This is a genomic window from Bacillus sp. NEB1478 (assembly GCF_031582965.1).
In the GTDB taxonomy this organism is placed as follows: Bacteria; Bacillota; Bacilli; order Bacillales; family Fictibacillaceae; genus Fictibacillus.
The window spans coordinates 710,617-725,979 of sequence record NZ_CP134049.1 but is presented as its reverse complement, the minus strand read 5'-3'; the positions used below and the strand labels follow the sequence as shown (position 1 = coordinate 725,979).

Here is a 15,363-nt window from a genome sequence, read left to right as displayed (position 1 = left end):
CATGAAAAAGATTCTTTTTTCGGAAAAAGGTAATACACTGCTAATTGTTCTCCTCATGATCGTCATCTTTTCCGTTGCCGGCCTCTCATTAGTAACAACAACATTTAATGGCGTAAAAAAAACGGATGCCCGCGAAACACAAATACAGTCAACCGAGCTTGCTGAAAAAGGAATCGACTATTTATCAGTGCTGCTTGAAACAAAATCAAAGCAATATATCAATTACACTACGAATGATTATGAAACCGCATTAACAAACCTTTTAAGCAAATATGAAGTGAGCGATGCGGATACTCCCTTTAAATCAACCGCAGCTCTTCCAGCAGATGCTGGTGAACTAAAAGTGAAAATCTATAACCGCCATAAAACATCTACAAGTCCAGATGACTTAACTCAAGTGATGACTTTACATAGCGAAGCAAAAGTAAACGGCAAGACAAAAACACTTATTTCTACCATTCAGCTTGGTGCCAAACAAGTTCCAGAAGCGCTAAATTATGCACTAGGCGCTTATAATCCATGTACAGGACAAGCGAATTGTACGACAAAACCAGATGATGGAAATATGTTTATACATGGGGGTGTTGCGATTAAAGGGGACCTCTATGTAGAAGGAAACTTAACCACTAAAAATAAAGGAATCATAGGGACAGAAAAGAATTGGATTCCTTCAGATTTCCCAAGTATAGAAGGCGAGAACGGGAATAAAGCACGACTTATTCTACCCGGCAATCTATATACACTAACGAACGACCGTACTTACAGTAATCATATTAACGAGACACAATTCACCTCACAAAATGGTTACCAAAATATTCTAAAAACAAATATAGAATCAGCATTCACTGCTTATCATGAAGCAAACAAACAATATGTTCCAATGATAGATACACGTGTGCCTAGCTTTGCACCTATTGATATTTCGGGACAGAAAATCAACTATTATTATCCACTGTATGGAAATTCGTTTACAGCTACTGAGCTTCGGGATGGAAATTTCAATAATAATCCAAATCAAGAAAACATAAGAAACCGATATGCGAATGATAATATCTATGTAAATATGAACAGCAACAATAACAACGGCAATAATTTTATTACGATTAATGGCAGTTTTACCTTTAATCGTTTTAGTACTAAAAATCTTAACAATGAAAAACGTGATGCATGGATTTCAAGTGATAAAGATAGTTGGAGTAAAGTGACTTTTAAAAAAGGTGGTTATTTCGGTGGGGATGTATTAATCGGGAATCCATGGGAAAGCGGTTATAACACCAACAACTATCAAAAATTTGAGATTGATGGACCCATTTTTATTGATGGAGACCTTACCATATGGGGAGCAAACGTAAAATTTAACTCTACCGTTTATGTTACAGGAAAAACAACCATTCGATTCTCCAGACTTCAAGGTATCGTTCAAAATAATGTAGAAAAGTCATTAGTACTTTTCGGTAAAAAACCCATTCTCATCGCAAATAATAATGTTTATGGCGATGTTCCTAATGTAATCCGCGGATTCTTTTATTCTGAAGATTTAATGGAAATCTACGGTGTTGGTTCAAACGTGGAGATTCAAGGCGGTGTCTTTGGCAGGAAAGTTGTATTAAATGCTGCAAGAGGAAGAGTTAGCCCTGATACTGGATCTGATGATGAAAGAGGAGGAGTAGGAACTTACGTATTCCAACCGAATCAAACCCAAATATCTCCTTCAAAATCCCGTTTAATAATAACTTATAATCCTGAACTCATTCAAAATCCGCCAGAAGGATTACCAAGAGTTAGAGAGTTATCAGTAACCACATTAGATCGGTATTTGCAGTAAATATGAGAAGTCTTCCTTAAAAATAGAGGAAGGCTTTTTTATTTTATCAAGAAGCGAGTAAAATCTTTAAATACAAATGCCAAATGATAATAAAAGAATAGATGATGAATGCGATGTATAGAAGAAATTGAACCCTCTTCCCAACCTGGATAAATCCAATAGCTAGAATCAAATATGAAAAAAAGAATTTCACGAGTAAAAAGAGTACGGGATCCTTCGAGTAAACCAAACGCATAACCGGATTCAATTCAACTCCGCCTTTTAGGAGAAACTGATGTGTGAATAGCGCATCTGCCATATTAAAAATAGCCAAACAAACACATATCCATAAGTATCGCTGCACCCGGAATACTTGATCCATCCTTCCACTCCTCTCTCATTTAGAAGTATACCCTAAATAAAAGAAGGTTGTTCTTAATAACGCACGACAAATAGTGACAAGTAAAGTGGAATTTGAAAAGATAAATGTTTAATGGCTATAAAGGTGGTTTTTATATAATTAGATAATAAACAAAAAACTATCCAATTATTTTCTATTGCTCAAAATAATTGAATAGAGAAAAAAAGTAATCTGGATTAACTTCTTATTGATTGCATATTTAACAACTCTCGAATGACTGTATGAACCATTTCCTCTTGTTTATCTAATGAATATTTATTTTTAATAAAATTCCTATATTTTATAGGATTATATTCATCAACCGAAAGCATTTTGTAACATTCATCAAAAGTGTTCCAGATATACTCTGGGGGAAATATTCCTCTTGCTCCCACAAAGTTATGTATTAATGGTTTCATACCTCTTGCCATTGCCTCCATTATACCTACTGGATGTCCCTCTAGAACGCTAGTCGAAATAATATAATGTTTATCTTTTAGCCAGTTCGCTATATCAGTCTGCCAGCCTTCAAAAAACACATTATCCTGTAATCCTAATTCATGAATAATTTGTTGAAAATATAATGCATATCTAAGCTCTTGGTATTTACCTGCAATAAATAATTTATATCGCTTATCTTTTTGATAGATGGAATGAAAAGCATGCAACAATAACATCGGGCCTTTTTTAAAGTTAATATAGCCTACAAAAGCTATATTAAAGCCCTTTTCTCGATTCACTAGTTTATAGTCTTTTAGGTTTATTCCATTTGGGATAACAATGGTGTTATTTTCATTTAATTCTTTGACTTGTTGTAACACTAAGTTTTTTATATGCTCTGCTACTAAAACTAACTGATCAACTACTATCCAATTAACATCATGGATATAATGAGTAAACGCTTCATAACTATGAAGACGGCAGATAATTTTCTTTTCTCTTGCTATAGGAAGCTTACTACCAGTAATAATTAATTCGTCACACCATTCAAACCAGCAAATATCAGACCACTTCATACCTAATTCAATATCTATTGAACAACTGACTATTATTTTTTTCACATGATAGTCTCTAGACATTTCGTCTATGATATTTCCAAGAAAGCTATCCATCCCTTTTTTTACAAAGAAAGCTATTTTTTTCTTAACAGAATTTCTGATTCCTTTATCTTCCTTTATTTTATTTATTGCATTTATAACATCCTCTTGGATTTTTTCATCCCCTATGAGGATTAGATCATTATATATATTCAATGCCTCTTCACTTTTATCTTCCAAGCCATAAACATATGCCAAATTAAATAAAATATCTTGATCTAAGGGGAATTTCAAAATTTCTTTTGATAATAAAATTCTAGCTTCGTCATATCTCCCTTGGAGTACTAACAAGGTCGCTTTCATCGAAATAATATCAGAATCTAACTCTATTTTACTTTCAAAATGACTAAGAATTTTGTTAGCTTCTTTTAGAAAACCGCCGTTAATTAATTTTTCTAATTTTTTTTTTACAAGATTTAGTTTATCATCCCTGTTTAATGTTCCCATTTAAAAGCACCAGCACCCTCATTACCTTATGAATTTGTTTATTTTTTAACCACCAATAATTTATGAAACTCTTCTTGAATAAAAAATGAATTAACAAACTTTCTAAAAACAGGATAAGTTTCAATTGCCTCTTTATAATAATTTAATGCTCCTCTTCTATTATCCATTTCTTCTAATTGATTAGCTAAAAATAAACTAATAATAAATATATGTTCTTTGAAATTTAATGTTTTATAGATCATTCTTAGTTTTTTTTCTTGATACAGGCTTAAAAGATAACTTAAACCACTATCTACAAATTTAAAAAATAATTCTCTATAATTAATTATTTCGTCCTCATCAATTAATCCATTATTAATTGAAAAACTAAAATAATAATTTGCAATAATAAAATATACTCTATTAAAATGGAAATCATATTTCTTTAATTGAATTTCTTCCATTTGTTTTTTGAATTTCCCTAAACTATCTTTATTCACTACTTTTGTACATACATATATTAATTGATCATCTGGTATTTTTGCCGCAAATTCAAAAATAGACAAATTTAAGTCCAAGATTATTTCAAACACTTCTTCCAAATAAACTGGAGATGTCGTTCTACTGTTATATTTACTATAAAAAATCTTTATTGTGTTTTTCTTTTCTTCGAATGTTTTTGATACTCTTAATTTATTTAAGTCATTATAAATATCAGTACCGTTCGATAATTCTTCATATAAAGACTCTAATTCTTCAATAGTTAAATTAGATTTATGCTTTTCAATAGTCCCAATCATTATTTCTCTTAACTGATTATTTTCTGTTTCTGTTATACATCTATTTATTAAAAGATAGTCTTTATTTAACATATAATATTTAATTAATTGCTCTTTTTTAAAATATTCATCAGTAATAAAATTTATATAATTGTTAACTTGGTTTAAATAAGAAGAATCTTTCAATAATAAATTTATTAGCTTATAACCTGCAACTGTAATAGAGCCTTCATCTATCTTATGAAACTCCATAGCAGAGCTTTTACCAATTTGTAGTTCTCCGACATTCTGAAGTAAATCAAAGTATATTTTGAAGTTATTAATTGCACACTTTTCGTTCGCTAACTTATCATATGCGCTTGCTAAATAAAAATAAAGATCAATATATTCATTTGATATATTTAATCCTTCTTTACAGATTTCGATTGTCTTTTCATAATCATGTAATAAATAAGCTAAATTCGCATATATACCAAATATATATAATTTTGCTGCTTTCTCATTTTTATCTTTTAATAAAAAGTATGCTTTTTCAATTTGTTCATATGCTCTTTCTTTTTCTCCATGTAAGCCATAACTTTGTGCCAGTTGAAATCGATAATACACATTGTTAGGGTTTAGCTCTAGCTCTTTTTGAAGTAATTGGCTTGTTCTGTTATATTTTCTTTCCATTAATTTTTTATCATCTCTAACATATCCAAAATGATTAAGGTATACATCTGTAACATTAAGGATTGGACTTTTGAATTGTGGCTGATTATGAACAGAACCTACATATTTAAAATCTTTATCATTTCTAAAAAGCCTAGGCGAAACCATAGACGAAAACAAGTTTTTATCTTTGTATGTGTAATTTTTAACTCCAATTTGAATCGTATTGTATTTATTAAAACGATTGTTATTGATTATCTCAAATAATTCATTTGCACCCATTAATTCTTCATCTGCATCTATAATAAATACCCATTCACCTTTTGCTTTTGAAATTGTATAATTCCTCATAAATGAAAAATCATCATTCCATTGTTTATCAAATACAAGATTCGTATATTCACTTGCAATTTTTTTGCTATTATCTATAGATCCTGTATCTACAATAATTAATTCAACAGTTTTGTGATTCAATAAAGAAGCTAGACTTGGCAAATAACTTCGCAGGTTTTCCTCCTCGTTCTTCACCATCATGCAGATGCTTAATTTTATATTATTCATCTTATGAAAGAAGCTCCTTCCAATAACTTAATATTGGCATTATTTCCTGTCCTAAAATATCAGCAACAAATAGTGGATCTTGCAATTCAATGGCATTTATTATTTCATTCATCTTTGCATTTATATCTGAAATTATAAATTTATTTTGATTTGGATCAATTGCAGCTAACCCTTCTGTTAAAACTGTTAAATCTTCAGTAAAAATTAATACCCTGTTTAAACCATCTGATATATCATTTTGAAGGAATACCTCTTGTATACTCGATGCTCTGATTTCTAAATTATTAATAAGTTCAAGTAGAGTATTTTCTAGTTCAAGTAATTGAGTCATGCATTGTCACTCCTTTTTGTATATAAAAATAAGCCGACCGAAGTCGGCTTATTCACTTCAATTATCTTAATAATTGAAGCACACCTTGTGGTTGTTGGTTCGCTTGAGCCAACATAGCTTGAGCTGCCTGAGAAAGAATTGAATTCTTTGTTTGTTGCATCATTTCTTTAGCCATGTCAACGTCACGTACGCGAGACTCAGCTGCAGTTAAGTTTTCTGATGCGTTATCTAGATTGTTAATTGTATGCTCTAAACGGTTTTGGTTTGCACCTAGTTTAGAACGTTGAGTTGATACTTGCTCAATAGCTTTATCGATAGCTTCAATTGCAGTATCTGTGTTTGTTTTTGAAGTAAAGCCTGAAACATCTAGTGAATCAATAGCTAAAGTACTAGTACCTAGACTAGCAGCTTTCATATTTTCAATTGTTAGTTCAAGCTGTTGAGTTCCATTTGCACCGATTTGGAATGTTAAAGTTGCAGTTCCGCTAGCATAAGTACCATCTAGAAGGTTCTTACCATTAAACTGAGTTCTGTCACCAATTCCATCAATTTCATTAATCAAGTTTCCAATTTCATCTTGGATTGAACTTAGGTCTTCACTTTCATTTGTTCCTAAGTTTCCAGCTTGAACAGTTAATTCACGCATACGTTGAAGAATACTATGTGTTTCATTTAATGCACCTTCAGCTGTTTGAATCAATGAGATACCATCTTGCGCATTACGAGACGCTTGATCTAACCCACGAATTTGCCCACGCATTTTTTCAGAGATTGCTAGACCTGCAGCATCATCTCCTGCACGGTTAATACGAAGACCTGAAGACAATTTCTCCATTGACTTGCTTTGTGCGTTTGAAGCACTGCTTAGTTGACGATACGTGTTAAGTGCAGCGATATTGTGATTAATTCTCATTTTTTATTTCCTCCTTGAATGTGTTCCGCCCACGTCCTTGTGGTTGGATAATTTACTGAAACAAAAGTTCTTTTACGGCCGCTAAAGTACTATTTGTTTCTACAATAGTTATATCGGAGGTAAACGATTTATCTTTAATAGCTTTTAGGTGTTTTTTAAACTTTTTAATTTTTGTAACATGTTTAATGACGTACCCGCTGCACTTGCATTTTCTTTTTGAATAGCTAGAAAAACTTCTTTACGATGTATTTCTATATTTTTAGGTGCTGAAATTCCTAGTTTTACTTGATCACCATCAATGGATATAACAGTTAGTTCAATATTGTCCCCAATTTTAATTACTTCTTGTGGTTTACGAGTTAATACTAACATTCTTTAAACCTCCTTTTGAGCAAATTGAGGTTCTATTAAAACATGGCGTATCTGATATTGTGAATTAGTTAAGACAACTTGCTTTGCTAAATTCACTTTATCATTAATGACTAGAGGTGCTTGTAGATTTGCAGTAGTTTTTTCAAATGGATCATTAATCGTTAAAATAACCTGGATCATTACATCAGATTCATTTTTTATCTTTAACAGATTTTGAACAGATTCTGGAAGTTCAATATCATAATCCTTAAAAAACATGAATGGATTTGCTGTAAAAAAAGCAAGTTCTTTAGTAGACACAGATTGTAAAACAAAAAACAGTGACTCTTCTATTGGAAGTAAAACAAACTGTTTTTCCTCTTCGAAACCTGGTAATCCTTGGTCAAAATGAATAATATCTGATTCATTAATTTCTATCGTTTCCTCAAATTTCGTATGAAGTATCATTACCATCACCCTTTACTTTTTTTCATCCATATTTAAACCTACCACATCTATATATAATGATGACCATTGTTTCATTTCAATTTGTACAGATCCAGGAGTATAAAGGTGTTGTGGTATATTAACTTTTACATCTATTTCTGGTTTATGTGTTTGCCAATTTAATTTCACTTCACCGGGCTGATAGTTTATTTTTACACTAAATGGAGAAGGAATGAAACCTATATTAAAATCATAGATGGGACTTTCACTATTTCTTTTTGCTTGTTGCGCAATTGGATTCCCACCATTTTCTATCATCATTAATTCATCACCATCTTGTGACATTCTTGCAAGACCCGATAACCAATCCTCATACCCTTGTTGAGCAAATTCTTCAATTCTTTGAGAAATACTCTTCAAGTCCATATCTGCTCTTGCTTGGGTTTGATCAATTGTCAGTTGTCCAGAGGTCCGTTCAATATCTAATTCTGCTCTTGGCTGTTGAATAGATAGTTCTGCTGGAGTCTGTTCAATTTCTTGAACAGATTTTTGAATATTAATATCAATTTGTCCGAAAGTAGACTCCATTCTTAACTGAGGAAAATTCAAGTTAACCCCTCCCTTTCTAAACAAAAGAGCTATCACAAGGATAGCCCTAAAAGTTAACGTAAAAAGTCCATTAATGATGGTTGAATGATTCGTGCCCCTACACTGAGTGCAGCTCGCTGAACCGTTTCTTGCATTTTCAGATCAGTAATCACTCTTTCGATATCAGCATCTTCATTATCAGAAAGAATACGATTAGCGATGACTTCTTGTTCACTTACTCTGTCATCAATCAGCTCCAGCCGGTTATTTCGTGCACCTAGCTCAGCACGTTCAGCTACTAAACTATCAATGTTCTTGTCCAACTTTCCAAGAAAATCATTAATTGGTGTAGCGTTGTTCCCTTTTAGTGCATCTTCAAGATCAGTTATATTTTTAAATAAATCCTGATTAAAGACATGTGTTGGATTAATATTTACAGCAACTTCAATCCCTTTAGACATTTCTATTTTTACCGGATTTTCGTTAATTGATAATGTCGGCGGATTAGTTGATAAGTCAACTGGTGCTGAAGTTGTATCATTTCCATTAAATAGATACTTCCCTGCTATTTGTGTATTAGCAATCGATCCTAGGTGCTCTTTCAACTGACCTACTTCTTTAGCAATCATTTCCTTTTGTGAGTCTTCTAGTGTGCCATTACTCGCCTGTACAGTTAGCTCACGAATTCTTTGCATGACACTCGTTGCTTTATCTAATGATGCATCTGAATTCTCCATCCAGTTATACGCTTCAGATAAGTTGCGTTTATATTGTTCTACTTCTGTTAAGTTTGTTCGATAGGACATACCTTTCATCGCTACAACTGGGTCGTCTGAAGGACGGCTAATCTTTTTACCTGTAGAAAGCTGTTCCTGTGTTTTGCCCATTTGCTCATAGCTTTGGCTAATATGACGGAGCATATTATTGGATAACATCGATTGTGTTACTCGCATTTATCTTGCACCTACCTTCCTCCGACACCCATTCCGTTAATAATTTTATCGAGCATTTCGTCTACCACTGTTATGTTCCGAGCCGATGCGTTATACGCATGCTGGTACTGAATCATATTCGTCATTTCCTCATCGAGGGAAACACCGCTTACAGAAGTACGGCGCTGTTCAACTGCGTCTGATAAAACAGCAGAGTTATCAGTTAGGCGTACTGCTTGTTGTGCATCTATAGCCATTTTACCGATTGCACCTTCATAAAAACTTTGCAATGTAGCTGTTCCACCAGTAAAAGCTAGATCTGTATTTTTTACATCTGCAAGTGCAAGTGCATTACTTCCATCACCATTGAAGCTGCTTTTTGCGGCAGCTATGTGATCAAGATTATTCGTATCTGTGTGAAGTTTAATAGATTTTGCTGCACCGGATGTACCCGTTAAATCAAAGAAAGAATAGTTTGTGTTTCCATCCAATCCTGTGCCTGCTTTGTGAACCTCGTTAAACTTATTGGCGAAGTTTAACGCCATCTCATCAAGGTTATTTAGCATATCTGGATAGATTCCTTTTACAGAACCGTTAATACCATCTTCATATCCATAAGCTTCTAATAATCCTTTTAGTTTTCCACCTGAAAAATCAGTAATACTAAGTGGAGCGGAACCACTTACTGTTATACTTTCCGCCATCTTACTCGTAGTATCATAGTTGATTGATACAGCGTTGATTGTTTGAGGATTAGTAGCAGAATCAATCAGTTTTACTGGAGTTGCAAATGAATTTCCGCTTACGTTTAATAGTTCAATGCTATATGAGCCCTCAGCCATAGGTAGTGCTAATCCGCCATTTGCTTCTTTTGTTACTTTTATATTCACAAGAGTTGAGAGCTGATCAACTAGATTATCTCTTTCATCATAAAGATTATTAGGTAAATAACCATGCGGTTCAATTTCTTTGATTTGCTGATTGATATTAGCGATTTGTGTTAAGTAAGAATTCACTTCTTTACTAACGAGATCAGCTTGAGATTTCATATCTTCTTGTATGGAAGATAAAGAGTTGGATAGGTAGTTGAATGTCTCCGCCACTGCCAAACCGCGTTGTCGAACAACCGAACGAGCTCCAGAATCTTCAGGATTAACAGCTAGATCCTGCAGTGACTGCCAGAAACGATCCATCGTTTTCGCTAAACCATTATCGGAAGGCTCATTCATGATATCTTCCATCTTCTCTAACGCTTCACTTCGAGAGTTCCAAAATCCTAATTTGTTATTCTCACCGCGAAACTGTGTATCCAGGAATCCTTCACGCACTCGCTGAACAGAACCTGCTTCTACACCTGTTCCCATCTGTCCAGGAATTTGCGGACGGTTTCTTGCTGCAGCTGGGTACGCTTCTGTTTGAGAAAAATTGACACGTTGACGAGAGTATCCGGGTGTATTGGCATTAGAGATATTATTACCGGTGGTCTGCAGAGCAACTTGCTGTGTAAACATTCCTCTGCGGGCTGTTTCTAATCCATGAAAAGTTGAAGTCATTCTTAGGTTCCTCCGTTAGGTTTAAGCTTTTGAATCAAACAGTGATGAAGGGTTTGAGTGATAAGGATTTGTTTTTGTCTTACTATATGTTGCGGGTTCATTTGAAGGCTGAACCATGCTTAACGTCATATTTACGTACTGAAGTGATTGCTCTAACAACTCTTGATTCAGTTCATTTCTGCTCTTTAAAGCCTGGTAAGCATGTACTAACTTTCCTTGCAAATGTATGAGCATTTCTTTTTCTATATCATCAGCTTGCTCTAAAACGTCTGATACCGTTACATTCGCAAACTTGAGTAGTCTTTCTTTTTCGATCACTTGAAGTTTTTTCACATTCAGATCTTCTTCTTTCAATAGAAGGTCTAACGTTTTCATGTCGCCAGCTTTTAGAGCTTCTGTTTTCCGTTCTCCTAATGATAGAAGGTCTTCATGTGATTTAAACAAACGTTCAAGCAGTGATGTCATTTGTGCAGTTTCCATGGAAACCTCCTAGGATTTACTCCAGAAATCAATAACCGATTTTGCTGTTTCTGAAATCTTTACTTTATATGTGCCGTTATCCACTTGTTGTTTAATCTCGTTTACTTTTTCAACACGTTCTTGTTCAAACTTTGAAGTTGATAAAAGCTTTTTAGCTTCATCTGAAATTTGAATTTCATCTTTTTTGAAAACAGATTGTTTTTGTTCTTGTTTCATATCTTGCACCTGTTTTTTGTATGGATTGTTTTGTATGGAGTTGAAGTTGTTTATACGCATTTATCGTCACCTCTTTTATTAGAAGAAAAACCGTACTCTTTAATTGGAGTATCGGTTAATAATTAAAATTCTTTAAGGCATGGAGCAAATATAGGTTAATTGTCATCTGTATGGTAAGAAGGTAATGCTTCTTCTTGTTTTTGTCTAATAAAATCTTCAATGGATAGATCGGATTTGATACGATTCTTGCATTCTTCACACAGTCGTCCATCATTAATTGGATTTTGACAACCATCACATGGATATGTGAAGTTAGGATATCCCTTCACTCGAATTCTTCCTTGATGGATAAATTGAATAATCTTATTTTCTGGAACCTTCGTCGCTACGCTTACATCGAGTAAGGTAGAATTACGATTTTCACTTTTACGAATGAACTTATATACAATGTCATATTGTTTTTCTTCTTCCATATAACAAGTATCACAGTTATTACGAATCACCTTTACAAAAAGTTTACCGCATTGGGGACAGTTCAATAAATTGCCCATATTCATTCCGCTCCTTAGCATATCTTTCTCTTTTATATATCGGAAAGTGCTAAGAAGTATTTAGCAGGTCATAAGTTTTAATTTATCTGCCTAATGTTAAGGAAGAGACACTTTTTGCTCCCGCATCAACTAAGACTTTTGCCGCATAACGTATCGTGCTGCCCGTTGTATAAACGTCATCTACAAGGAGAATCTCTAAATCTTGAACAGAGGAACCATTCTCAATTTCAAAAGGGTTAACTTTTTTCATTATACGGTCTTCTCGATTCTTTTTACTTTGTTTTTCTTCATGCGCCGTTCTTTTTAAAACGGAATGGACATTTGAGCTAATACCATTTGCCAGTAATTTCGCTTGATTAAATCCCCTTTCATAATGACGTTCTTCACTTAAAGGAATAGGAACGACAATATGATTATTATAGAATCTCCTGTATAACGTTCGAGTCTGGTCATAAAATGCTTTAATTATTTCCGCGTCACCACGATACTTCAATTTTGAAATAACATCTTTCATAAAGTCATTATAAACATAAAGGGAACGATTTTTTAACAAAACTCCACACCATTCTTCATCTTCTTCCCATCTAACGCAGTCGAAACAGAGATCTGCTTGTCGATATTGCTCGGGAAATAATGAAAATGATCGACCGCATATTCTGCAAATCTCTCCTTTTATTAATGCTAACTTGTTATGACATGACTGGCACAACATCGGGTGCCGATATAAACCTAACAAAATACCCCATGACCATGTTTCAGAATAAGACTGATGACAAAATAGGCAGTAACTCAAAAACCTGCCTCCTTATTCATATCTTTAATGTGATTCACTGCTTTTAACATGTTCAATGATTTCCCGTAATGAAAAAAGAATACTTGTCCATTATAGTCCTCTTTGTTTCTGCCAGCTCTTCCTGCCATTTGAACGAGGGCGCTTTCTGAAAACACATTGTGGTCTGCTCCAAAAACCGCTACATCTAAAAATGGAACGGTTACTCCACGCTCTAGAATCGTAGTTGTTACTAATAATGAGATTTCATTTCGGCGAAAGGACGCTACTTTTTCTTTTCTTAAAGGATCTTCTGCATGAACAAAATCAACGCTAGCTTTTATATGTTTCCGCACCAAATCAGTTAATTTTGCAATCATCGAAACGGATGGGACAAAAATCATGGCACGACGACCACTTGCAACTTGTGACTTTAACCACTTTATAAATGCTGGTGGAAGTTTGCCACGATCTATTCTTTTTTTCCATTCACCACTCCAGACAATTTTCGGAACAGGTAATGGAAATCCATGAAATCGCTTAGGAATTTTCACAAATGATAAATTATCTCTATTAACATCTTTTTTCATTTTGGTGGAAGGTGTTGCAGACAGGTGTAACTTGAAATGATAGGTTTTAACCGCAGTTGCTGCAGCATATTGGAGGGTATGATCGTACGAATATGGGAATGCATCCACTTCATCTATGATCATCATGTTAAACGCTTGTTTAAATCGATAGAGCTGGTGAGTTGTTGAGATGATGAGTTGTGCAGGGATTTCACGTTCTTCTGATCCGCCATAAAAGCTGGCGATCGAAGTGTTTGGAAAAACAGTCTTTAATCGAGGTGCTAATTCTAAAACGACATCCGTTCGAGGCGTTGCTATACAAACTCTGAGTCCTTCCTTTAGTGCTTTTTCAATTCCTTTAAAAAGGACTTCCGTTTTACCAGCACCACAAACTGCCCAAATGAGCATTTCACCACTCGATCCAACTTTTTCTAGGAATCTTTTTGATGCAATTTCCTGACCTTCTGATAATTCACCATTCCAAACTAATTCATAACCTTCACTCCACTTTAGCTCAGGACCAATCCAAGAAATAAGAGGTGTACACGTACTCACTCGACCCATCATAATGCAATTTCGGCAATAAACGCATTTTTCACTTTTACAGCGAAAACACGAGAATGAAGCAAACAGATAATCCTTTTCATTTCCGCAACGATTACACTGCCATCCATATTTGGTTTTACTTAATCCAGGATTATACTTCACAAAACCTTTTACAAAATGTTTGTGGATTGTTTCTAACGGAAGGTTTATTTCATCTAAAAGCAGCAGCTTTCCGAAGAGGAGTTTTTGTAGGTTTTTATCAAATGCATAGGTTGGATCATAGGGGCTATCTTCAAATTCTGGCAGTTCACAAAAAGGAACAGCTTGTAATTCTGTGTCACTTATGAGGCTTTCTGGGGCAATCGTTAAACGCTTGTTTAAAATAAAGGAGACAAACCTCATTGTGTTGTCTCCAAATATTTTAGAGATTTTATCATCTGCATCTCTCCGTTTTTATTCTTTCATCCACGTGATACCAAGCGAGCCTTCACCTAAATGGGTACCGATGACCGGTCCAAAGTAACTGATTGAAACATTTGCATTCACAAAATTCTCACGAAGTTCTTCGGCAATTTCCACAGCTTCGTCTTCACGCTTAGCATGGATAACCGAAATCGTCACTTTTTCATCTTGTCTGATGTTCTCATCCATGATGTCAAATATCCGCTTCAATGCTTTCTTTTTTGTTCTTATTTTTTCAAATGGCACGATCTTTTTATCATCAAAATGAAGAATCGGTTTGATTTGCAGCAAGTTCCCTATGAAAAGCTGAGCGGTATTTAACCTTCCGCCGCGGTGCAGGTGGTTCAAGTCATCCACTACGAAATATGCTGGTATCCCTTTATTCTTCATTTCTAGAAGTTCGTTCATAATCTCAAACCCGTTCTTACCTTGATTCGCCAGTCCAGCAGCCTTCATTGTATAGAAGCCTTGCGGTGCGCAGCTGATTTCTGAGTCAAAAACATGAAGCTTGATTCCATCGACCATTTCCCCTGCGGCAACTGCACTTTGATACGTTCCGCTAATCCCGCTTGATAAAGTGATCATCACTGCTTCGTCATAATCTGTTGAAAGTTCTTCCAGTAACTCTACCAGTTCCCCAATCGCCGGCTGGGATGTTTTCGGTAAGGTATCGTTTCTTCCAACCATTTCATAAAAATCATCTGCTTTTATTTCAGCTTCTTCTTTGTACGTTTCATTTTCGAAAATAACGTTGAGCGGAATCATTACAATGTCTTTATCGCCGCGGATATGTTCAGGTATGTAGGATGTGCTGTCTGTAATGATAGCTACCTTACTCATAATTTTAGCCCTCTCTTATGTAAAAATCTTATTTGATCACCTTTAACAGTGTACAACATCAAAAATAGTAAAACACGAAATTAAGGTCGTATATAAA

General features: G+C 34.4%; 17 protein-coding genes. 1 reads left to right on the top strand and 16 read right to left on the bottom strand.

Annotated features, from left to right (window positions below):
* Nucleotide 1: 1 nt before the first annotated feature.
* Complete coding sequence (locus tag RGB74_RS03360; protein ID WP_310761587.1) at nucleotides 2-1,825, top strand: hypothetical protein; 1,824 nt, start codon at nucleotides 2-4, stop codon at nucleotides 1,823-1,825.
* Between the two features lie 46 nt (nucleotides 1,826-1,871).
* Here the strand turns inward: RGB74_RS03360 and RGB74_RS03355 are convergent, their stop codons facing one another.
* The 16 genes from RGB74_RS03355 to RGB74_RS03280 all read right to left on the bottom strand — a co-directional run bounded on the left by RGB74_RS03355 (nucleotide 1,872) and on the right by RGB74_RS03280 (nucleotide 15,266).
* Entirely contained in the window at nucleotides 1,872-2,186 is a 315-nt protein-coding gene (locus tag RGB74_RS03355; RefSeq protein WP_310761586.1) for a DUF5658 family protein, read from the bottom strand.
* A gap of 215 nt (nucleotides 2,187-2,401) precedes the next feature.
* Nucleotides 2,402-3,748, bottom strand: a complete 1,347-nt coding sequence (locus RGB74_RS03350) for a glycosyltransferase (RefSeq protein WP_310761585.1) — start codon at nucleotides 3,746-3,748, stop codon at nucleotides 2,402-2,404.
* Nucleotides 3,749-3,786: 38 nt separating this feature from the next.
* Nucleotides 3,787-5,718 (bottom strand): glycosyltransferase, encoded by a 1,932-nt coding sequence (locus RGB74_RS03345; protein ID WP_310761584.1) that lies wholly within the window; start codon nucleotides 5,716-5,718, stop codon nucleotides 3,787-3,789.
* 1 nt (nucleotide 5,719) lies between these two features.
* Complete coding sequence (locus RGB74_RS03340; RefSeq protein ID WP_310761583.1) at nucleotides 5,720-6,049, bottom strand: DUF8042 domain-containing protein; 330 nt, start codon at nucleotides 6,047-6,049, stop codon at nucleotides 5,720-5,722.
* A gap of 61 nt (nucleotides 6,050-6,110) precedes the next feature.
* Nucleotides 6,111-6,962, bottom strand: coding sequence for a flagellin Hag (hag, locus tag RGB74_RS03335; protein WP_310761582.1), 852 nt, complete (start codon nucleotides 6,960-6,962; stop codon nucleotides 6,111-6,113).
* A gap of 144 nt (nucleotides 6,963-7,106) precedes the next feature.
* The gene (csrA, locus tag RGB74_RS03330; RefSeq protein WP_310761581.1) at nucleotides 7,107-7,334 is read right to left on the bottom strand and encodes a carbon storage regulator CsrA; all 228 of its coding nucleotides are present in this window, start codon (nucleotides 7,332-7,334) and stop codon (nucleotides 7,107-7,109) included.
* Between the two features lie 3 nt (nucleotides 7,335-7,337).
* A complete protein-coding gene (gene fliW / locus RGB74_RS03325; protein ID WP_310761580.1) occupies nucleotides 7,338-7,781 on the bottom strand; it encodes a flagellar assembly protein FliW in 444 nt (147 codons plus the stop codon).
* A gap of 12 nt (nucleotides 7,782-7,793) precedes the next feature.
* The gene (locus RGB74_RS03320) at nucleotides 7,794-8,369 is read right to left on the bottom strand and encodes a DUF6470 family protein (protein ID WP_310761579.1); all 576 of its coding nucleotides are present in this window, start codon (nucleotides 8,367-8,369) and stop codon (nucleotides 7,794-7,796) included.
* Nucleotides 8,370-8,422: 53 nt separating this feature from the next.
* Nucleotides 8,423-9,301 carry a flagellar hook-associated protein FlgL gene (gene flgL, locus RGB74_RS03315; RefSeq protein ID WP_310761578.1) on the bottom strand — a complete coding sequence of 293 codons (879 nt, stop codon included), beginning with the start codon at nucleotides 9,299-9,301 and terminating at the stop codon, nucleotides 8,423-8,425.
* Nucleotides 9,302-9,312: 11 nt separating this feature from the next.
* Nucleotides 9,313-10,833 carry a flagellar hook-associated protein FlgK gene (gene flgK, locus RGB74_RS03310; RefSeq protein WP_310761577.1) on the bottom strand — a complete coding sequence of 507 codons (1,521 nt, stop codon included), beginning with the start codon at nucleotides 10,831-10,833 and terminating at the stop codon, nucleotides 9,313-9,315.
* A gap of 21 nt (nucleotides 10,834-10,854) precedes the next feature.
* Complete coding sequence (locus tag RGB74_RS03305; protein ID WP_310761576.1) at nucleotides 10,855-11,313, bottom strand: flagellar protein FlgN; 459 nt, start codon at nucleotides 11,311-11,313, stop codon at nucleotides 10,855-10,857.
* A 9-nt stretch (nucleotides 11,314-11,322) separates the two neighbouring features.
* On the bottom strand, nucleotides 11,323-11,589 hold the full coding sequence (gene flgM, locus RGB74_RS03300) for a flagellar biosynthesis anti-sigma factor FlgM (protein WP_310761575.1): 267 nt from the start codon (nucleotides 11,587-11,589) through the stop codon (nucleotides 11,323-11,325).
* 95 nt (nucleotides 11,590-11,684) lie between these two features.
* The gene (locus tag RGB74_RS03295) at nucleotides 11,685-12,080 is read right to left on the bottom strand and encodes a TIGR03826 family flagellar region protein (protein WP_310761574.1); all 396 of its coding nucleotides are present in this window, start codon (nucleotides 12,078-12,080) and stop codon (nucleotides 11,685-11,687) included.
* An 82-nt stretch (nucleotides 12,081-12,162) separates the two neighbouring features.
* Nucleotides 12,163-12,873, bottom strand: coding sequence for a ComF family protein (locus RGB74_RS03290; protein WP_310761573.1), 711 nt, complete (start codon nucleotides 12,871-12,873; stop codon nucleotides 12,163-12,165).
* Nucleotides 12,870-14,366: an ATP-dependent helicase ComFA gene (locus RGB74_RS03285; RefSeq protein ID WP_310761572.1), complete on the bottom strand. Its 1,497-nt coding sequence runs from the start codon at nucleotides 14,364-14,366 to the stop codon at nucleotides 12,870-12,872. The genes RGB74_RS03290 and RGB74_RS03285 overlap by 4 nt, the downstream gene beginning before the upstream one ends.
* A gap of 51 nt (nucleotides 14,367-14,417) precedes the next feature.
* Nucleotides 14,418-15,266, bottom strand: coding sequence for a DegV family protein (locus RGB74_RS03280; RefSeq protein WP_310761571.1), 849 nt, complete (start codon nucleotides 15,264-15,266; stop codon nucleotides 14,418-14,420).
* Nucleotides 15,267-15,363: the final 97 nt, after the last annotated feature.